The 18,980-nt window shown below is 73.3% G+C and carries 15 protein-coding genes; 11 read left to right on the top strand and 4 right to left on the bottom strand.

What is annotated here, in order from left to right; translation table 11 throughout:
• Nucleotides 1–21: 21 nt before the first annotated feature.
• Nucleotides 22–2,637: a beta strand repeat-containing protein gene (locus ACN28C_RS03610; RefSeq protein WP_422772188.1), complete on the bottom strand. Its 2,616-nt coding sequence runs from the start codon at nt 2,635–2,637 to the stop codon at nt 22–24.
• Nucleotides 2,638–2,969: 332 nt separating this feature from the next.
• Between ACN28C_RS03610 and ACN28C_RS03605 the strand changes: the two genes are divergently transcribed.
• Nucleotides 2,970–3,461, top strand: coding sequence for a hypothetical protein (locus ACN28C_RS03605; protein WP_421496591.1), 492 nt, complete (start codon nt 2,970–2,972; stop codon nt 3,459–3,461).
• Between the two features lie 163 nt (nt 3,462–3,624).
• Here ACN28C_RS03605 and ACN28C_RS03600 read toward each other — a convergent pair whose 3' ends face one another.
• Complete coding sequence (locus tag ACN28C_RS03600) at nt 3,625–4,770, bottom strand: ABC transporter ATP-binding protein (protein ID WP_422772187.1); 1,146 nt, start codon at nt 4,768–4,770, stop codon at nt 3,625–3,627.
• Between the two features lie 2 nt (nt 4,771–4,772).
• Here ACN28C_RS03600 and ACN28C_RS03595 point away from each other — a divergent pair, with 2 nt between their 5' ends.
• The 4 genes from ACN28C_RS03595 to ACN28C_RS03580 all read left to right on the top strand — a co-directional run bounded on the left by ACN28C_RS03595 (nt 4,773) and on the right by ACN28C_RS03580 (nt 9,873).
• Nucleotides 4,773–5,459, top strand: a complete 687-nt coding sequence (locus ACN28C_RS03595; protein ID WP_421496593.1) for an ABC transporter permease — start codon at nt 4,773–4,775, stop codon at nt 5,457–5,459.
• 1 nt (nt 5,460) lies between these two features.
• Nucleotides 5,461–6,195: an ABC transporter permease gene (locus ACN28C_RS03590; RefSeq protein ID WP_422772186.1), complete on the top strand. Its 735-nt coding sequence runs from the start codon at nt 5,461–5,463 to the stop codon at nt 6,193–6,195.
• A gap of 245 nt (nt 6,196–6,440) precedes the next feature.
• Complete coding sequence (locus tag ACN28C_RS03585) at nt 6,441–7,454, top strand: glycine betaine ABC transporter substrate-binding protein (RefSeq protein WP_422772185.1); 1,014 nt, start codon at nt 6,441–6,443, stop codon at nt 7,452–7,454.
• A gap of 172 nt (nt 7,455–7,626) precedes the next feature.
• A complete protein-coding gene (locus tag ACN28C_RS03580) occupies nt 7,627–9,873 on the top strand; it encodes a hypothetical protein (protein WP_422772184.1) in 2,247 nt (748 codons plus the stop codon).
• Nucleotides 9,874–9,942: 69 nt separating this feature from the next.
• On the opposite strand, the gene ACN28C_RS03575 is transcribed toward ACN28C_RS03580, so the two are convergent.
• Together ACN28C_RS03575 and ACN28C_RS03570 are read right to left on the bottom strand one after the other, a co-directional pair.
• Nucleotides 9,943–11,106, bottom strand: a complete 1,164-nt coding sequence (locus ACN28C_RS03575) for an NADH-quinone oxidoreductase subunit D (RefSeq protein WP_422772183.1) — start codon at nt 11,104–11,106, stop codon at nt 9,943–9,945.
• A 60-nt stretch (nt 11,107–11,166) separates the two neighbouring features.
• Nucleotides 11,167–12,312, bottom strand: coding sequence for an SAM-dependent methyltransferase (locus tag ACN28C_RS03570; RefSeq protein WP_422772182.1), 1,146 nt, complete (start codon nt 12,310–12,312; stop codon nt 11,167–11,169).
• 250 nt (nt 12,313–12,562) lie between these two features.
• Here ACN28C_RS03570 and ACN28C_RS03565 point away from each other — a divergent pair, with 250 nt between their 5' ends.
• The 6 genes from ACN28C_RS03565 (at nt 12,563) to nadC (ending at nt 18,953) form a co-directional block, all read left to right on the top strand.
• Nucleotides 12,563–13,588: a Rossmann-like and DUF2520 domain-containing protein gene (locus tag ACN28C_RS03565; RefSeq protein ID WP_422772181.1), complete on the top strand. Its 1,026-nt coding sequence runs from the start codon at nt 12,563–12,565 to the stop codon at nt 13,586–13,588.
• Between the two features lie 118 nt (nt 13,589–13,706).
• The gene (gene panC / locus ACN28C_RS03560) at nt 13,707–14,582 is read left to right on the top strand and encodes a pantoate--beta-alanine ligase (protein ID WP_422772180.1); all 876 of its coding nucleotides are present in this window, start codon (nt 13,707–13,709) and stop codon (nt 14,580–14,582) included.
• Nucleotides 14,583–14,621: 39 nt separating this feature from the next.
• Nucleotides 14,622–15,047 (top strand): aspartate 1-decarboxylase, encoded by a 426-nt coding sequence (gene panD / locus ACN28C_RS03555; protein ID WP_422772179.1) that lies wholly within the window; start codon nt 14,622–14,624, stop codon nt 15,045–15,047.
• A gap of 109 nt (nt 15,048–15,156) precedes the next feature.
• Nucleotides 15,157–16,062 carry a septum formation family protein gene (locus ACN28C_RS03550; protein WP_422772178.1) on the top strand — a complete coding sequence of 302 codons (906 nt, stop codon included), beginning with the start codon at nt 15,157–15,159 and terminating at the stop codon, nt 16,060–16,062.
• A gap of 129 nt (nt 16,063–16,191) precedes the next feature.
• Entirely contained in the window at nt 16,192–17,955 is a 1,764-nt protein-coding gene (locus ACN28C_RS03545; RefSeq protein ID WP_422772177.1) for an L-aspartate oxidase, read from the top strand.
• The gene (gene nadC / locus ACN28C_RS03540) at nt 17,952–18,953 is read left to right on the top strand and encodes a carboxylating nicotinate-nucleotide diphosphorylase (protein ID WP_422774501.1); all 1,002 of its coding nucleotides are present in this window, start codon (nt 17,952–17,954) and stop codon (nt 18,951–18,953) included. Before ACN28C_RS03545 ends, nadC begins: the two co-directional genes overlap by 4 nt.
• Nucleotides 18,954–18,980 lie beyond the last annotated feature (27 nt).

The following is an 18,980-nucleotide window of genomic DNA, read 5'->3' as shown; positions in this document are numbered from 1 at the left end:
GGCCCGTGGTCTCTCCGGTGCTCAGCCGAGGGCGTGACCGCCGCGTCGGCGACGGGCGAGCAGCATCAACAGCGCCCCGGTGACCAGCGCACCGGCGCTGACCTGGAGCAGCCCGTCGAGGGAACTGCCGGTGACCGGAAGGCTCCGGCCGACGTATCGGAACGCGACCGTGTTGGAGACACCGCCCGGCGTGGCGACGGTGATCGTGGTGTCACCGGACGGGCAGGGCGGAGTGCGGAAGGTCAACGAGAGACCGTCCGCGGCGACCGCGACCTGGCTGGCCGGGATGGTCCGGCCGCAGATCGTCACCGTGGTCTGGCCCGGTACGAAACCGGACCCGCCGATGGTCACGTCGGTCCCGCCCGAGGTCGGCCCCTGACCCGGGTCGACCGTGTCGATCACCGGGGCGATCCCCTGGTAGGTGAAGCCGTCCGCCAGCACCGCGTCGGCCCCGGGGAGCAGCACGGTGACGTCCACCGGTCCGGGTGTGCCGGGCGGGGTGGTGACGGTGAGCGAGGTGCCGCTCGGGTCGACCACCAGGTCGGTGCCGGGGTTACCGCCGAACTCGACTCCGGTGGCGCCGGTGAAGCCGGTGCCGGTGATCGTGACCCGGGTACCGCCGGTGCTCGGTCCGGCCGGCGGCGAGACCGCGGCGATCGTCGGACCGATGTAGGTGAAGTCACCCGCGTCGGCCGTGCCGGCCGGGAAGACCAGCGCCACGTCCGCCGCTCCGGCGGCGTTCGGCGGGGTGACGACCGTGATCGTCGTACCACCTGGGTCGACCGTGAAGCCGGTGCCCGGGACGCCGTCGAAGGTCACCCCGGTGGCGCCGGTGAAGCCGGTGCCGGTGATGGTGACGGTGGTGCCGCCGATGGTCGGACCGGAGGTCGGATCGAGCCCGGTGACGACGGCATCGCTGCCGTCGGCCAGGTAGGTGTAGTCGAGCGGTGCGGCGGAGCCGCCGGACGTGGTGACCACCACCGCGGCCGGTCCGACCGGGTTGGCCGGGGTCACGGCGGTCAGCGAGGTGCCGTCGGGCGCCACCGTGACACCTGTCGCGGGTACGCCGTCGAAGGTGACCGTGGTGTCACCGGGCACGAATCCGCTGCCGGTGATGGAGACGACCTGGCCGCCGGACTGCGGTCCGGAGTCCGGGGTGATCGCCGAGGCCGTCGGCGCGACCGCCTGGTAGGTGAAGCCGTCCGGCGCGACGGCGTCGGCGCCGGGGATCAGCACGGTGACGTCGACCGGTCCGGGTACGCCGGGCGGGGTGGTGACGGTGAGCGAGGTGCCACTCGGGTCGACCACGAGGTCGGTGCCGGGATTGTCACCGAAGGTGACCCCGGTGGCGCCGGTGAAGCCGGTGCCGGTGATCGTCACGCTGGTGCCGCCGGTGTTCGGCCCGGTGTCCGGCACGATCGACGTGATGGTCGGCGCGATATAGGTGAAGGTCGGCGCGGTGACCCGGCCGGCCGGGAAGACCAGTTCGACCAGGGCTGGACCGGCCGGGTTCGGCGGGGTGACGACGGTGATCGTCGTACCGGCCGGGTTGACCGTGAAGTCGGTGCCGGGCAGTCCGTTGAAGTCCACCCCGGCCGCGCCGGTGAAGCCGGTGCCGGTGATGGTGACGGTGGTGCCGCCGGAGGTGGGGCCGGAGGTGGGGGTCAGGTCGGTGATGACGGCGTCGCTGCCGTCGGCGAGGTAGGTGTAGTCCAGCGGTGCGGCGGAGCCGGCGGGCGTGGTGACCACGACCGCGGCCGGTCCGATCGGGTTGGCCGGGGTGACGGCGGTCAGCGAGGTGCCGCCGGGCGCCACGGCGACACCGGTGGCTGGTACGCCGTCGAAGGTGACCGTGGTCTCGCCGGGCGCGAAGCCGGTGCCGGTGATGGTGACGGTCTGGCCGCCGGACTGCGGTCCCGAGTCCGGGTCGATCGCCGAGGCGGTCGGCGGCGCCGGTGCGGGCGGCCGTTCGCAGGTCGCCTGCGACACGATCACGGTGCCGACCGGGATCGTCACCGGCTGACCGAGGACGGTGCCGGTCAGGGTGAGCGCGGCCAGTATCGCGGTGGCCGCCGCCCCGTCGGCGGTGGTCGTCTCGGTGCGGGTCAGCGAGGCGTTGAGCGCGGCTCCGAGTAGTCCCGGCACGGTGACGGCGGCGCTGCCGGTGACGGCGGGGCCGTTCGGCAGCAGCGTGACGGTCGTACCGAACAGTTCCAGGCCGGCGACCGTGGTGTCGGCGCTCTGCGCCCCGACCAGCGGGCAGGTGGCCGTCGCGGTCACCTCGGTGGCGTCGAGGACGTCGATTCCCAGCACCGTCAGGTTCAGGCCGTTGACGCTGGCGAACGCGGAGGACTCGGTCGCACCCCGGGTGGCGGTGACCTCCTCGACGGTGCCGCTCGCGGTCACCCCGAGGGCGCCGGGCAGCGCGATGGGGATCAGGGTCGAGGTGTCCGTACCGCCGCCGGGCGGGGCGGTCGCGCTGCCGACGGTGGCGTCCGCGCTGATCACCGCCACGCCGGCGACCTCGGCGTCGAGGTCGACCACCAGGCCCCGGGCGTTGGCGGAGCCGGGCTGCGCCAGCGCCGGTGTCGGCAGGTTCAGGACAGTGCCGGCGGCGAGCAACGCCACCGACAGCATGGACAATCGTCTCCGAGTGGAAGTCACGTTTCCCCCGTTGTCTACAGGCAAGTCCGGACAGACGGAGCCGCATGGTCCCGCCCTCTCCGATGAACGAGACAAATCAGGACAGGTTACTCAAAAGCTTATAAATATCCGCGCGCCATCGGTCGCTCCACTGCCGCCGGGCGTGTCGCCGGAGCGGTGCCGGCCCGCCGAAACGCCGGTGACGCAATGAGTCCGGTAAATGGCGCCATTGGTACGCGGAGGTCTCCAGTGGAGCAACCACGGCGGGTCGCCGGAAATCAGACACCGGGTTTCACGGCCGGATTCCGTTGGGAACTAACGGATGCATGGCTCTCACCAACAGGTACAAGACGGCCACGGGTGCGGGCACGCTCGCCGCACTCGTACTGGTCCTGGTCTTCGGCAGCCCCTGGTATGCCGACTGGGCCCGGGACGAAACCGACCCGGACACCGCGGGTGGCTGGTTCCTCCGGCTGCTCGCCTGGCCGGCCTGGCGTTTCGACTCGGACGACACGATCCAGAACATCATCGCCGCCGACCTCAAGGCGATCCTCGTGGTGGTGCTCACCTGGGTCTTCCTCTTCATGCTCCCCGGCTCACAACTGGCCCGCGCCAGGGGCACGCTCAGCCAGCTCCTCGCCGGCTGGTCGGCGTACATCTTCGCCGGTGCCTTCGCAGCGCTCCTCGCCACGCTGATCGGCAGCAACCCCACCCTGCTCGGCGCCTTCCAGGCCGCCGGCAGCGGCGCCGGCTACGGCTTCTTCGTCGGCTGGATCGTCGGCCTCGCCAGTCTCGGCGGCTGGCGCGGCCGGCGCTGAGGCATCCCACGCCGGACCCGCCCGAGGCGCCGCGGCCCGCCCGCGTCGCCCTCCCCGACGGCCCCGGCGCCGCTCGCCGCGCCCGGAGCGACCATCGCCCCCTCCCGGGATCGGTCGCTTCGGACGCGGCGCTCGCGGATGCGGCGCTCGCGCCGCAGGTCCGTCACCCGCCGACCGGGTCGGCCGGATAGTCGATGCTGAGGATCTGGTGCCGGCTGATCGTCCCGACCCCGGGGGGCCCACCGCCCCCGCCGGTCACCACAACCTCGTCGGTCGCCGTCGCCCCGTCGGTCGCCGTCGCCCCGTCGGTCGCCGTCGCCCCGTCCGTCACCGTCGCCCCGTCCGTCACGAAGGCACCATCGGTCACCAGGGCCTCATCGGAGTTGGTCCGGAGCAGCAGCGCCAGCGCGTCGTAGAGGGAGGACCCGAGCGGCACGGTCGGCAGCCCGGCGGTCGCCCCGGCGTCCGCCGGCAGCGGACGTACCAGGTCCCGGGTGACCGGGGTGACCGCGAGCCGGCGGATCGCCCGGTCAGCACCGACGAACTCACGGACGAACGGCGAGGCCGGCTCCCCGAGCAGGGTCGCCGGGCCGGCGTACTGCTCCAGCCGGCCGCCCTGGGAGAGCACCACGATCCGGTCGCCCAGCCGCACCGCCTCGTCCAGGTCGTGGGTGACCAGCACGATCGTCTTGCGCACCTCGGCCTGTAGCCGCAGGAACTCCTCTTGAAGTCGGCCGCGCGCGATCGGGTCGACCGCCGAGAACGGCTCGTCCATCAGCAGCAGCACCGGATCGGCGGCCAGCGCCCGGGCCACCCCGACCCGCTGCCGCTGGCCGCCGGAGAGCTCGTGCGGATAGCGCGGGCCGAAGGTCGCCGGATCAAGGCCAACCAGGTCGAGCAGTTCCGCGCCGCGTGCCGAGGTCCGGGCCCGGGACCAACCGAGCAGCCGGGGTACGGTGCCGACGTTCGCGCTGATCGTCTGGTGCGGGAAGAGCCCGACGTTCTGGATCACGTAGCCGATCCGTCGCCGGAGCTGCACCGGATCGGCCCGGGTCACGTCCTCGTCACCGAGGAGGATCCGCCCGGAGGTGGGCTCGATCAATCGGTTGATCATGCGAAGCACGGTGGACTTGCCGCAGCCGGACGGGCCGATCAGCACGACCAGTTCGCCGGCCTTGACCTCCAGGCTCAGGTCACCGACCGCCACGGTGCCGTCGGGATACTGCTTGCGTACCTGGTCGAGCGTGATCGCGGCGGCACCATGGGTGCCGGCGGACCCGCCGGAGCCGGCCTCCGGGGTAACGTCCACGTATGTCCTTCCGGATCATCGACCGGGCCGAGCCGGCCAATCCGTGGTTCTCCTGGGACTATGTGCAGGGCAATTCGGAGACGATTATCGCCGCACTGCGGGAACACGCCTCCCTCACCGCCCAGGCCGTGCTGATCGCCGCCCTGGTCGCGATCCCGCTCGGCGTCCTGGCGTACTGGTTCCGGCCGCTCACCGGGCCGATTCTCGCACTCTCCGGGGTGCTCTACACGATCCCGTCGCTGGCGCTCTTCGCCTTCGTCGCACCCTATCTCGGTACGGGGACGTCGACGGTGCTGCTCGGCCTGGTCATCTACGCCCTGCTGCTGATCGTCCGCAACGTCCTCGCCGGGCTCAACCAGGTGCCGGCGGAGGTACGGGACGCGGCCCAGGGCATGGGGTACGGCCGCTTCGCCCGGCTGCTCCGGATAGACCTGCCGCTGGCCCTGCCCGGCATCGTCACGGGCCTGCGCCTGGCCACCGTCTCCACGGTGGCGCTGGTCACGGTCGGTGTCCTGGTCGGGCACGGCGGCCTCGGGCAGCTCATCCTCGGCGGTTTCCGCAACAACTTCTTCAAGGCCGAGATCATGACCGGGACACTGCTCTGCGTACTGCTGGCGCTGGTCCTGGACCTGATCCTCGCCGGGCTGGGCCGGCTGCTCACGCCATGGACGCGGACCGGGGGTAGCTGAGATGAACCCGATCGAGCAGGCCGTCGTCTGGCTCAACGATCCGCTGAACTGGACCAACCCCGGCGGGGTCCTCGACCGCCTGGTCGAGCACCTCGGCATCTCCGGCGCGGCGGTCGCGCTCGGCTGCCTGGTCGCCTGGCCGCTCGGGCTCTGGCTCGGGCACAGCGGCCGGGGCGGCGGGCTGGTGGTGCTCGTCTCCAACGTGACACTCGCCATCCCCACCATCGCCCTGCTGACCATCCTGCCGCTGACCGCGCTCGGCTTCGGCAAGCCACCGGTGATCATCGCGTTGGCGGTCTTCGCGGTGCCACCGCTGCTGGCGAACGCGTACACCGGGATCCGGCAGGTCGATCCGCAGGTGCGGGACGCGGCGCGGGGGATGGGTCTCTCCGGCGGGCAGCTGCTCCGCCGGGTGGAACTGCCGCTCGCGGTGCCGTATCTGGCCGCCGGGTTCCGGACCGCCGCCGTGCAGGTGGTGGCGACGGCCGCACTCGCGTCGTTCGTCAACGGCGGCGGGCTCGGCCAGATCATCAGCGCCGGGTTCGGGCTGGGCATCTCGGTCGGCGGCGGCCAGATCCTGGCCGGAGGGCTGCTCGTCGCCGTCCTCGCACTCCTGGTCGAACTGGTCTTCGCGCTGGTGGAGCGGGTGGTCACGCCCAGGCCGCTGCGCCGGAACCGCAGACGGCTGGGCCGGCGGGCCGACCAGCGGGCTGCGGCCGCGATCACCGGTTCCTGAGGCCGGCGTCCCGTCTGGCGCTCACACGACCACTGTGGGTGGTTGAACGTATCTGTCTGGTAGTCGGCTCTGCGTGGGTCATGCCCGTTTGCGTGACGATCCGGTGACGAAGTTCTCGGCGGATTGTCGTACCCAACGAGAAGATGTTTTGTGGGTAGTCGCGGGCGGCCGTTCTGACATGTCGCTCGTCGGACACGCGGCCGGCCCGCCGGGGCCGCGCCGGGACACAGGAGGCGGGCGTTCTCATGCGCATTCGTACACGTCTGGCATTCGGCGCTACCGGCGCCGTCATCGCGGCCGGCTTTCTCGCCGGCTGCGGCGGCGCCGGGTCGTCCGGCACCCAGGCCCCGGCCACCGGGGCGCAGGGCGCCGGCTGTGCGCCGGTGGCCGGGTCGAGCCTGGTGGTGCTGGAAGACGACAAGAAGCTCCAGAACACCGACAACATCATCCCGGCGATCAACAGCAAGGCGGCCCAGCCGCAGCTGGTCGCCGCGCTGGACAAGGTCTCGGACAGCCTCGACACCGCGAAGCTGATCAACCTGAACAAGGCGGTCGACGTCGACCGGAAGACCCCGAAGGTGGCGGCCGAGGAGTTTGCCGCCGCCAACAACCTCACCGAGGGGATCCCGACCGGCGGCACCGGCTCGATCACCGTCGGCGCGGCCAACTTCAGCGAGAACCAGACCCTCGGCGAGCTGTACCGGATCGCCCTCACCGCCGCCGGTTACCAGGTCAGGGTCCAGCAGATCGGCAACCGCGAGCTCTACGAGCCGGCGCTGGAGAAGGGCGAGATCCAGGTCGTCCCGGAGTACGCCGCCACGATGGCCGAATTCCTCAACAACAAGGTGAACGCCAAGGGCGGCGCCACCCCGCCGCCGATCTCCTCGCCCGACCTCAACCAGACGGTGGCCGGGCTCAGGGCGGTCGGTGAGCAGGTGGGCATCACCTTCGGCAAGCCGTCGGCCGCCCAGGACCAGAACGCCTTCGCGGTCACCAAGGAGTTCGCCGACAAGTACGACGTCCGCACGCTCAGCGATCTGGCGGCGAAGTGCTCCGGTTCGGCGACCGTCCTGGGTGGGCCGCCGGAGTGCCCGCAGCGCCCCAAGTGCCAGGCAGGGCTGGTCGAGGTCTACAACTTCAAAGCGGGCCGCTTCGACTCGCTCGACGCCGGTGGACCGCAGACCAAGTCGGCGCTGACCACCGGCGCGATCAGCGTCGGCCTGGTCTTCTCCTCGGACGGCGCACTCGCCACGAGCTGAGGCCAGGACGGCTGCTGCCGGGGCGGAAGGTGTGATGCCGGAGCAGGAGGTCTGACGACCCGTCGCTCGGCACGGCGCGTGTGCAGGGCCGGTCGGCGTCGCCGGAAATGGCGTCGGCCGGCCCGGCCGCCGGCATTTCCGTCCCCGGCGACTGTGGGTAGGCTCGGGTGCCATGCCAGCCCGCGAGGCCCCCGAGGAATCCCGCCGCAGGCCGCTGCTGACCGTGCTCTTCTGGGTCGGGGTGGGGCTGGCTCCGCTGGCCGCCCTCCTCCTGCTGATCGGGCAGGGCAACGGACCGCTGCGGATCGCGGCCGTGCTCGCCGTGCTGGCGGTCGTACTCATCGGACTGTCGATCACATTGCGCGGCGACTCGGAGGGCATCCGGCTGGAAATCGAGGAGACCCTGGTCGAGGAACTCGACGACCTGCGCGGAGAGTTACGCAACGACATCGCCACGGCCGCCCGCGCCACGCACAAGGCGTTCGGCGAGAAGCTGCAGATCGTGCAGGGCGACGTCGAGGCGTTGCGGGGCCAACTCGATGCCGTACGCCTTGGTGCCGTTTCCGCGCCGGCCGTCTCCGGCAGCGCGGCGGTCGGGGGCGTCCCGGCCGGCGGCGCGGCGCCGGTGGCCGGCCAGGTGGGTGCCGCCAGCGTGCCGGCCCCTGGCGCAGCGGGCGAACCGGGCCGGAGCGCCTGGGCCCCGGCCGATCCCCCGGCCGGTCGGTCGCCGGACGAGCCGGCCTCGGCGGGCTGGGCGCCTGCCGCACCGGGGCGCGACACGTCCGGCTCGCGCCCTGACGGCCCTCGCCGGGCCGTCGGCGGGTCGAGACCGTCGCATGCTGCGGATCCGGGCGACACCGGAGAGGTCCGGGCTGGCCCAGGCCGCGGGTATCAACGAGACGACTATTCCCGCGGCGACCGGGCCGGCGCGCATTCCGGTGGTGACCGGGCCGGTGCGTATTCCGGCAGCTACGGCCGGGACGACGCCCCAGCCGGCGAGCCGGTCCAGTACGGCCGCGCGTCCGGGCAGTACAGCGGTGAGTCTTACCGGTACGGCGGCGACTCCGGGCAGTACGGCGGCGACTCCGGGCAGTACGGCCAGCCGCGGGCGCAGGGTGGGCGGTCGCATCGAGGGGGACCGGCCGGGATGCCGGGCAGTCCCGGAGGCGTGTCCGGGCCGCGGCTGGGCCGTGGCGTGGTCCGGCACACCGAGACCGTGCAGGTGACCACCCGGCACACCGTCGTCGGCGGTCATGAGGCCGACGACCACGAGGCCGGTGGCTACGGCGGTGGCGGTGGCTACGGCGGCGGTACGTACGGCGGAGGCGTCTACGGCGGCGGCGGTGTCTACGGCGCTGCCCAGGGCGGTGGCTACCGCGACGGCGGAGAAGGCGGCGGCTACCGCGACGGCGGAGAAGGCGGCGGCTACCGCGATGGCGAACGTGGCGGCTACGGGGCTGGCGGAGAACGCGGCGGCTACCGCGACGGCGGAGAACGTGGCGGCTACGGGGGTGGCGAGGAGCGCGGTCGCTACGGCGCCGGTGACCGGGGTGGCACCTACGGCGGCGAGGGACGCGGCGGTGACGGCACCGGTGACGGCGGCGGTACCTATGGCGGCGGTACCTACGGCGGCAGCAACGGCGGCGAGAGCTACTCCGGCGGTACCTACGGGGGCGCCGGCTACGGCGGCGAGCCCGAACGGGACGGCAGGGACGGCGAGCGCGCCGGCCAGGAGTGGCGACCGGCGCCGGGCAGGCGAGCCGGCGATCCTGCCGACGGCGAGCGGGAGGGGCGGCGATCCGGCGGCGGTGGCTGGCGTGGTCGCCTGGCAGAGCCGGAGCGGGAGCCGGGGACCGGCGACCCGGAAGACGACTCGTACTGGGCCGAGCTGCGGGCCGGCGACAGTTGGACCTCCGTACGGACCGACGACCGCGGTCGGGAGGTCCGGACGGGCGAACGGCGGGCATCGATGCGGGCCGACGACTCCGGCACGGAGTTGCGGGTCGAGGACCGCTGGGCGTCGGCGGTGCACCGGGAAGGGCCGAGGCCGGACGAGGAGCGGCGCGCCGGTCGCGAATGGTCGGAGCCCCGCGACGACGACCGGGTGTCCGCGGGTCGTCCCGGCTCGTCCGGCAGGTCGGATGAGGAGGGCGCCTGGCGGGGCGGTCGCGACGACCCTGGTGAGGACCGCGGTTGGGGCCGTACCGGCGCCGCCGGGGCGCTGCCTGCCGGCGGGGTGGAGCCGCCGTCCGCCTGGAGGCCGCCCCGGCAGGAGCCAGAGCCGGAACCCGAGCCGGCCCGGCGGGGGCGGCGGTACCGGGACGACGAGGAGTACGGCTACCCGCCGCTGGACGAGGCGCCGCGGGCCGGCGGCACCCGACGGTCGGAGTACGGCTACGACAACGGCGGCTGGCGCTGAGCTGGGCGGGTCGAGGAGGGTTTCCGGCACTGCTGTGCTGCCGATCGCGCGGTTTCGCCTGTCCGGCCACTACTTGTCGATGTCGCCGACCACGAAGAACATCGAACCCAGGATGGCGATGAGGTCCGGCACCAGGCAGCCGGGCAAGAGCGTGGCCAGCGCCTGCACGTTGGCGTACGAGGCGGTCCGCAGCTTCATCCGCCACGGCGTCTTGTCGCCACGGGACACCAGGTAGTAGCCGTTGATGCCGAGCGGGTTCTCGGTCCAGGCGTAGGTGTGCCCCTCGGGGGCCTTCAGCACCTTGGGCAGGCGCACGTTCACCGGACCGGTGATCCGGTCGACCTGTTCCAGGCAGCGCTCCGCGAGCTCGAGTGAGGCGTACACCTGGTCGAGCAGGACCTCGAACCGGGAGTGACAGTCGCCGGCGGTCCGGGTTACCACGGGCACCTCCAGCGACCCGTACGCCAGGTACGGCTCGTCGCGCCGCAGGTCGAGGTCGAGGCCGGAGGCGCGGGCGACCGGGCCGGAGGCGCCGAAGGCGGCGGCCTCGGCGGCGGAGAGCACGCCGACGCCGACCGTACGGGCCAGGAAGATGTCGTTGCGCCGGATCAGGTTGTCCAGGTCGGGGAGGTGGCGACGCACCTGCCCGATCGCTTCCCGCGCCCGCCGGGTCCAGCCGGCCGGCACCTCCTCCTTCAACCCGCCGACGCGGTTGAACATGTAGTGGATCCGTCCGCCGGAGACCTCCTCCATGACGGCCTGGAGGGTTTCGCGTTCCCGGAAGGCGTAGAACATCGGCGTGATGGCGCCGATCTCCAGCGGGTACGAGCCGAGGAACATCAGGTGGTTGAGCACCCGGTTGAGCTCGGCCAGCGCGGTGCGCAGCCACACCGCCCGCTCCGGCACCTCCATTCCCATCAGCCGCTCGACGGCCAGCACCACGCCGAGTTCGTTGGAGAAGGCCGAGAGCCAGTCGTGCCGGTTGGCCAGCACGATGATCTGCCGGTAGTCGCGTACCTCGAAGAGCTTTTCCGCACCCCGGTGCATGTAGCCGACGATCGGCTCGCAGGAGATCACCTGCTCGCCGTCGAGCACGAGCTTGAGCCGGAGTACGCCATGGGTCGACGGATGCTGTGGCCCGATGTTCAGCACCATGTCGGCGGTGTCGAGGCCCGCCCCGGTGCCGACGGTCAGTTCCCGCAGCGCTCCGGTGTCGGCAGTCATGCCCGACATCGTGCCACGCTTCGCCGGACGCGCACGGGGCGAAGCGGACCAGAGCGGAGGAGCCCTGGGTCAGGAAGTCCGGTCACCGGGGCCGGAAAGCGATCCGAGGTCGAGGTCGATGCCGATCGGTTGGAGCAGCCACCAGTGGCCGCCGAGACCGGCCGGATCGGTCAGTTCGGCGGCCGTGGATGCCCTGGCCAGCGCTCGGACGTAGCCGCCCGGATCGGTGGTGGCCAGCGCCAGGCCGGGGCGTCGTCCGTCCGCCCCGAGCGCACGAAGCGCCCTGCGCTGGTCGACCAGGGTGTACGGCAGCCCGGCGACCGCCGTACCGGCGGCGGCCACCGAGTCCATCGCGACGTGGGCCGTCAGGTCGCAACTGCCGTCCGGCACCGGCTCGACCTGGCGGCCGGCGCGGAAGCCGGTGAGCGTCCCCGAGTGGGGCCGTTCCTCCCGCAGGTGCCCGTACTCCACGGCCAGCGCCAGCCCTCGGTGCACGCTGCGTACGGCGGCGGTCCAGGCGGCGTCCCGGGGAAGCCCGATCTCACCCCGACCGGCAACCGGCCGCTCCGCCCCCAGCCCTTCCGCCGCCCCCAGCCCCTCCGCCGTCCCCAGCTCCTCCGGTGGCTCCAGCCACTCCGGCGGTTCGGTCGCTGGTGGTTCGGTCGTCGTCGGTTCGGTCGTCCTGGGCCCGGCGGGCCGCTCACTCCCCCTCCCGGCGGGGGGCCACCACCGGGTCAGCCACTCCGACTCCGCCGGGTCCAGCGGGGCGCCCACCGACTCGACGCCGCTGACCGGGTCGACGAGGATCCGCCGCCAGCCGCCGGGACCGCGCTCCGCCACGTCCAGCGGTATGTTGTCGAGCCACTCCGTGGCGACCAGTAACCCGACGATCCGCTCAGGCAGGTCGGCGCGCCAGCCGACGGTGGCCGGCACCGTGTCGGGGCGGGGCGCCAGCTCGACCGCGGTCAGCCGGAGCCGGTCGGCGAGTCCCGGTGGCGCGAGCCGGGCCATGGTGCCGAGCAGCTCACCCCGGCCGGCGCCAACGTCCACCACGTCCAGCGGGTCGGGCCGGCCCAGCGCGGTATCGAGCCGGTCCAGCAGCCGCAGCAGGGCGGCTGCGAGCACCGGAACGGCGTGAGCGCTGGTTCGGAAGTGTGCGGCCGGCCCGGCGCCGCTGACGAAGAACCCGCGGTCACCGTAGAGTGCGTTGCTCATCGCGGCTCGCCATCCGATCGGCACCGGCCCAGGTTATGCGCCCTGCTCCCCGGCGCCCGAAGCCACCGCCGGGCCGGTCTCCAAACCGCAGCCGGGCCGGTCTCCGAGCAGCAGCCGGGCCGGTCTCCGAGCACCGCCGACGGGTGCCGGGCGGGCGGTGAAGGTTTTCACAACCCCTTGGTCCTGAACTGGCCGGACGGCGCATACTTGCGATCGACCGGTACCACTTATCGAGGACTGGATCATCGCCATGAGCGCTTCCGCGCGCCCGCGTACCGCCGCTTCGGGCGGGTCGGCCACTGGGGCCTCCGGCAGGCCGGCTGGGCCTCCGGCCGCCGTCCGGGGTCGTGAAACCGCCGTTCAGGGCCAGTCGCATTCCAAGATCCCCCGCCGGCTCACCATTGGCGTGATCGGTGCCGGCCGGGTGGGCGCCGTGCTCGGTGCCGCACTGAGCCGCGCCGGACACCGGGTGGTCGCCGCCGCCGGGGTCTCGACCGCCGCCCGGGACCGGATCGACCGGCTTCTGCCGGGTACCGCCGTACGCCCCGCCGACGAGGTGGCCCGGGCCGGCGCCGATCTGTTGCTGATCGCCGTACCGGACGACTCGCTGGCCGGTGTCGTCGCCGGGCTGGCGCGGACCGGTGCGCTCCGGCCGGGGCAGGTGGTGGCGCACACCTCGGGCGCGCACGGGCTGGACGTCCTCGCCCCGGCCGTACGGGCCGGCGCCCGCCCGCTGGCGCTGCACCCGGCGATGACGTTCACCGGTACCGCCGAGGACCTGCACCGGCTCCCCGGCATCTCCTACGGGGTGACCGCGCCGGAGCCGCTGCGGCCGTTCGCCGTCCGGCTCGTCGCCGACCTCGGCGGGGTACCCGAGTGGGTGGCGGAACGGGACCGTCCGCTCTACCATGCGGCTCTCGCGCACGGCGCGAACCATCTCGTCACGCTGGTCAACGAGGCGGCGGACCTGCTCCGCGACGCCGGGGTGGACCGGCCGGAGAAACTGCTCGGGCCCCTGCTGCGGGCCGCCCTGGACAACGCGCTGCGGCTCGGTGACGCGGCGCTGACCGGGCCGGTCTCCCGGGGCGACGCCGGTACGATCGCCCGGCACCTGGAGCGGCTGGCGCAGAACGCCCCGGACTCGGTGCCCGGCTATCTGGCACTGGCCCGCCGCGCCGCCGACCGGGCGATCGCGGCCGGACGACTCCGGCCGGCCGACGCCGAGTCGCTGCTCGGCGTGCTGGCCGACCGCGACCGGAAGGTCGCCACGGCATGACCGGCCGGGGAAACGGGACGACCCGCCCGCCAGAAGGTCGCCAGGGCATGACCGGCCGGGGAAACGGGACGACCCGCCCGGCGGGTCGCCGCATGACCGGCCGGAGGAGGGGGCGGAGATGACCACGGTGTTGCGTACCCGGGCGGAACTGGCGGCCACCCTGGGCCCGCTGCCCGGGCGGCTGGCGGTGGTGATGACCATGGGCGCCCTGCACCCGGGGCACGAGACGTTGCTGCGCGCGGCCCGGGAGCGGGCTGACGTCGTACTCGCGACGATCTTCGTGAATCCGCTCCAGTTCGGTCCGAACGAGGACTTCGACCGCTACCCCCGCACCCTGGAGGCGGACCTGGCGATCTGCCGCGCGGCCGGAGTGGACGCGGTCTTCGCGCCGTCCCGTGAGGAGCTGTATCCGGGCGGCGAGCCGATCGTCCGGGTGACCGGTGGCGACCTCGGCGAGGAACTGGAGGGTGCCAGCCGGCCGGGATTCTTCACCGGCGTGCTGACGGTGGTGTTGAAGCTGCTCAACCTGGTCCGGCCGGACGTCGCGATCTTCGGGGAGAAGGACTACCAGCAGCTCACCCTGGTCCGCCGGATGGTCCGTGACCTGGAGCTGGACGTCGAGATCGCCGGCGTGCCCACGGTGCGCGAGCCGGACGGGCTGGCGCTCTCCAGCCGCAACCGCTATCTCTCGACCGAGGAGCGGGCCTCCGCGCTGCGGCTCTCGGCGGCGCTGCGGGCAGGCGCGGCCGCCGCCGGGGCCGGCCGGGGTGCCGACGGCGCGCTCGCCGCCGCCCACCGGGCCTTCGGCGAGGGTACGACCGGCGCCAAGCTGGACTACCTGGTGCTGACCGATCCGGAGCTGGGCCCGGCGCCGGTCACCGGACCGGCCCGGATGCTGGTGGCGGCCTGGGTCGGTGGCACCCGACTCATCGACAACGTGCCGGTCGAGCTGGCGCCGGTCTCCGTTCCGGTCGCCACCCCGCCGGGCGGCTGACCCCTGACCGCCCCAGACCCTGCACCACGGAGGACGCAGATGTTCCGCACCATGCTCAAGTCGAAGATCCACCGGGCCACGGTGACCCAGGCCGACCTGCACTACGTCGGCTCGGTGACCGTCGACGCCGACCTGCTGGACGCCGCCGACCTGCTTCCGGGCGAGCAGGTCGCGGTCGTGGACATCACCAACGGGGCGCGGCTGGAGACGTACGTGATCCCGGGTGAGCGGGGCAGCGGTGTGATCGGCATCAACGGGGCCGCCGCGCATCTGGTACATCCGGGCGACCTGGTCATCCTGATCTCGTACGTCCAGCTCGACGACGGCGAGGCGCGGGCGTACCGGCCACGGATCGTGCACGTCGACGCGGAGAACCGGATCGTCGAGCTGGGCGCCGACCCGGCCGCGGCGGCGCCCGGGATGGTCGGTGACCCGGTCCGGGGAGACCTCCTGGCCACCGGCTGATCCGGCCCCGCGCCGACCCGCCCAGGGGACGATCTCTCCGTCCGGATGCCCGCGCCCGTTAACGTAAAGTGCAGCCATCCGGACCGTTGGTCGCCCTGGGGAGGACGTGATGCGCCGTTGGATGAGCGCCCTGGCGGTGACCGGGGCAGTCGTGCTCGGTGCCACCGGCTGCGCGCCGCCGGGTGGCACCGACGGCGACCTCACCAACGACTGGGCCCCGCTCGGTGAGCCGGCGGTCTTCACCCCGGCGGCCGAAACCTGCCACTCGGCGGACTTCTCCGAGACCGTCTACCTCTCGTCGTACCTGCCGGTCGACTGCGCCACCAACCATCGACTGGAGACCGTCCACGTCGGCACCTTCGCCGGGGCGGCAGGCGAGCTGGAGGCGCCGCCGAAGCCGGGCTCGGCCCAGTTCGGCACCGCGTACGCGGAGTGCGACGACCGGGCGCGCGGTTTCCTCGGCGCGGACTGGCGGACCGGCCGGCTCTGGCTCGGGGTGGCGCTGCCCGCGCCGATCGGCTGGACCGCCGGGGCCCGCTGGTTCCGCTGCGACCTGACCGAGCTCGCCAACGTCGAGGAGGACGGTGACGCGGTCGGCCGGACCGCGACCCTCAAGGGCGCACTGCGCGAGGCCGGTCCGTTGCACCTCGGCTGTTACCGCACGACGCTGACCCGGAACCGCACCGTCGACCAGATGACCTCGGTGGAGTGCTCGGCCCGGCACAACGCCGAGTTCGCCGGGGTGTGGCGGGCACCCGCGACGCTCAAATATCCGACCGCGGACCGGGACTGGCAGACCTTCTACGACGGCTGTTACACCGTCGCCGCCCGCTACGTCGGGGTGTCGCAGAGCACCGTCCGGTTCCGCACCGGCGTCGTGGTGCTGCCCGGCGGGCCGGACGACTGGACCTCGGGCAACCGGGGAGTCCGCTGCTACCTGTGGATCTCCGACCGCACCTTCACCCGTTCGCTCAAGGGCGCCGGCCCCGCCGGCCTCCCGATCCGGACAGGGTGAAAGGAAGGGCCCCCGCTTATCGCTTTTTGTATAAGAAGGGCCCCCTCCTCACACGGCAGGAGAGCGTCGTAGGCCACTTCTGGCGGCCCCGGGCACGCCGGAGCCGGGGATCCGCGGTTGACTGGAACGATGCAGTTTCCGACCGTCGACCTGCCGGTGGTACCCCGGATGCTGGCCGCCCCGGAACCCGGTTGGGTGGAGACGACGGACGTGATCGTCGTCGGGTCGGGCATCGCCGGACTCACCGCCGCACTGCACCTGCGCGAGGCGGGGCTGCACGTGACCGTGGTGACCAAGGTCAACATTGACGACGGCTCCACCCGGTGGGCGCAGGGCGGGATCGCGGCCGTACTCGATCCGCTGGACACCCCTGCGGCGCACGCGACAGACACCGAGCTGGCCGGGGTCGGGCTCTGCGACCCGGCGGCCGTTCGGGTACTGGTGGAGGAGGGGCCGACCCGGCTGCGTGAACTGATCCGCGTGGGTGCCGAGTTCGATCGCCACCCGGACGGCTCGCTCATGCTGGGCCGGGAGGGCGGGCACCGCGCAGACCGGATCGTGCACGCCGGTGGCGACGCGACCGGGGCCGAGGTGCAGCGGGCACTGCACGCCGCGGTCCGCCGCGACCCGTGGATCCGCCTGGTCGAGCACGCGCTCGTCCTCGACCTGCTCCGGGCTCCGGACGGCGGCTCTGCCGCCCCCGGGCGGGCCTGCGGGGTCACCCTGCACGTACTCGGCGAGGGCAGCGAGGACGGCGTCGGCGCGATCCTGGCGCGGGCGGTGGTGCTGGCCACCGGCGGCATGGGACAGGTCTTCGCCGCCACCACCAATCCGGCCGTCTCGACCGGGGACGGGGTCGCGCTGGCGATGCGGGCCGGTGCCGCCGTGACCGACCTGGAGTTCGTCCAGTTCCACCCGACCGCCCTGCTGACGCCCGCCGCCCCGGCGGTCGGTGGTGCCGGGCTGGCGGTCGGTGGTGCCGGGCTGGCGGTCGGTGGTGCCGCCCCGGCGGCCGGCGGTGCCGGGCCGGATCTGGCGGTGCAGCGGCCGTTGGTCACCGAGGCGTTGCGCGGCGAGGGAGCGTACCTGGTCGACGGGGACGGGAAGCGCTTCATGGTCGGCCAGCACGAGCTCGCCGAGCTGGCCCCCCGGGACGTGGTGGCCAAGGGCATCCACCGGGTGCTGCTCGCCACCGGCGCCGACCACGTCTATCTGGACGCCCGGCACCTCGGCCGGGATTATCTTGCCCGGCGTTTCCCCACCATCGTCGCCTCCTGCCTGGCGGCCGGCATCGACCCGGCGGCGGAGCCGATCCCGGTGGCCCCGGCCGCGCACTACGCCTCCGGCGGCGTCCGCACCGACCTGCACGGCCGCACCTCGATCCCCGGCCTGTACGCCTGCGGCGAGGTCGCCTGCACCGGCGTGCACGGCGCCAACCGGCTGGCCAGCAACTCGCTGCTGGAGGGACTGGTCTTCGCCCGCCGGATCGCCCAGGACATCGCCCGGGACCTGCCGGCCCAGGTCGAGCCAGCACCGATCGGAGCCTGGCGGGGCGGCGGCGCAACGGTGGACCCGGCGGTGCGATCGAGCCTGGCCCGGGCGATGACCCGGGGAGCCGGGGTGCTGCGTTCCGCCGACTCGCTGCGGGCGACCGCAGCCGATCTGGTGGCGCTGGGCGCGACCCGGGGTGCGCCGCGTACCGCGAGCTGGGAGGCGACCAACCTGATCACGGTGGCGGCGGCCCTGGTCGGTGCGGCGTACGCCCGGCAGGAGACCCGGGGCTGCCATTGGCGCGAGGATTACTCGGAATCGCGCGACGATTGGCTCGGGCACCTGGTCGGGTCGATCGGTCCGGCGGGCACTCTCGAACAGGACTGGGAGGCACTGTGCTGACACTTCGTACCACGCAGGCGCTGCGGGCCGCCGGCCTCGATCCGGTGGTGGTGGAACGCATCGTCCGGGGGGCGTTGGACGAGGACCTGGGGCCGCAGGGGCAGGACGTAACCAGCGTGGCGACGGTGCCGGCCGAGCAGGTCGACACCGCCGAGCTGGTGGCCCGGGCCGACGGCGTGGTTGCCGGGCTGTCAGTGGCGGCGGCCGTCTTCGAGCTGGCGGCCGGGTTGGTCGGCTCCGAGCTGGTGGCCGCTTCCGAGCTGGTGGCCGGTTCCGCGCCGGTGGCCGGTTCCGCGCCGGCGGCCGGTGTGGCCGGCTCCGGGCCGGTGGCCGGTGCGGCCGTCCGGGTGCTGCCGGTGGCCGAGGAGGGTGCCGAGGTCAGGAAGGGGGACGTGCTGGCCACGGTGACCGGGCCGACCCGGGGGCTGCTCACCGCCGAGCGGACGGCGCTGAACCTGCTCTGCCGGATGTCCGGGGTCGCCACGCACACCCGGGCCTGGGTGGCGGAACTGGCCGGCAGCAAGGCGACCGTGCTGGACACCCGCAAGACCACCCCCGGGCTGCGCCCGCTGGAAAAGTATGCCGTCCGGGTCGGCGGCGGTGCCAACAAGCGCCTCGGGCTCTACGACGTCGCGATGATCAAGGACAACCACAAGCTGGCGGCCGGCGGCATCGGTCCGGCGTACCGGCGGGTCCGGGAGGCGTTCCCGAAGGTGCCGATCCAGGTCGAGGTGACCACGGTGGCCGAGGCGCTGGAGGCGGTGGAGGCCGGTGCCGACTTCCTGCTCTGCGACAACATGTCCCCGGAGCTGCTGACCGAGGTGGTGGCGGCGGTGGGTGACCGGGCCGAGCTGGAGGCGACCGGTGGGCTGACCCTCGAGACCGCTGCCGGGTACGCGGCGACCGGCGTCGACTACCTGTCGGTTGGGGCGCTGACGCACTCCTCGCCTATCTTGGACATCGCACTCGACCTCCGCTCGTCGGACGCGCGGCGGTAGGCACCACACGCACCACCCCCACGACCT

This window comes from Plantactinospora sp. WMMC1484 (assembly GCF_049315195.1).
In the GTDB taxonomy this organism is placed as follows: domain Bacteria; phylum Actinomycetota; class Actinomycetes; order Mycobacteriales; family Micromonosporaceae; genus Plantactinospora.
Note: the sequence above shows the minus strand (reverse complement) of the source record. Positions and strands in the feature narration are given on the sequence as shown.

Bases quoted from the DNA above. Each gene is read 5' to 3' on its own strand.
- ACN28C_RS03570 (WP_422772182.1), bottom strand. From the start codon at position 12,312: ATGAGCAACGCACTCTACGGTGACCGCGGGTTCTTCGTCAGCGGCGCC.
- ACN28C_RS03595 (WP_421496593.1), top strand. From the start codon at position 4,773: ATGTCCTTCCGGATCATCGACCGGGCCGAGCCGGCCAATCCGTGGTTC.
- ACN28C_RS03590 (WP_422772186.1), top strand. From the start codon at position 5,461: ATGAACCCGATCGAGCAGGCCGTCGTCTGGCTCAACGATCCGCTGAAC.
- panD (WP_422772179.1), top strand. From the start codon at position 14,622: ATGTTCCGCACCATGCTCAAGTCGAAGATCCACCGGGCCACGGTGACC.
- ACN28C_RS03605 (WP_421496591.1), top strand. From the start codon at position 2,970: ATGGCTCTCACCAACAGGTACAAGACGGCCACGGGTGCGGGCACGCTC.
- ACN28C_RS03580 (WP_422772184.1), top strand. From the start codon at position 7,627: ATGCCAGCCCGCGAGGCCCCCGAGGAATCCCGCCGCAGGCCGCTGCTG.
- ACN28C_RS03575 (WP_422772183.1), bottom strand. From the start codon at position 11,106: ATGTCGGGCATGACTGCCGACACCGGAGCGCTGCGGGAACTGACCGTC.
- ACN28C_RS03545 (WP_422772177.1), top strand. From the start codon at position 16,192: ATGCAGTTTCCGACCGTCGACCTGCCGGTGGTACCCCGGATGCTGGCC.
- ACN28C_RS03565 (WP_422772181.1), top strand. From the start codon at position 12,563: ATGAGCGCTTCCGCGCGCCCGCGTACCGCCGCTTCGGGCGGGTCGGCC.
- panC (WP_422772180.1), top strand. From the start codon at position 13,707: ATGACCACGGTGTTGCGTACCCGGGCGGAACTGGCGGCCACCCTGGGC.
- ACN28C_RS03585 (WP_422772185.1), top strand. From the start codon at position 6,441: ATGCGCATTCGTACACGTCTGGCATTCGGCGCTACCGGCGCCGTCATC.
- ACN28C_RS03610 (WP_422772188.1), bottom strand. From the start codon at position 2,637: ATGCTGTCGGTGGCGTTGCTCGCCGCCGGCACTGTCCTGAACCTGCCG.
- ACN28C_RS03550 (WP_422772178.1), top strand. From the start codon at position 15,157: ATGCGCCGTTGGATGAGCGCCCTGGCGGTGACCGGGGCAGTCGTGCTC.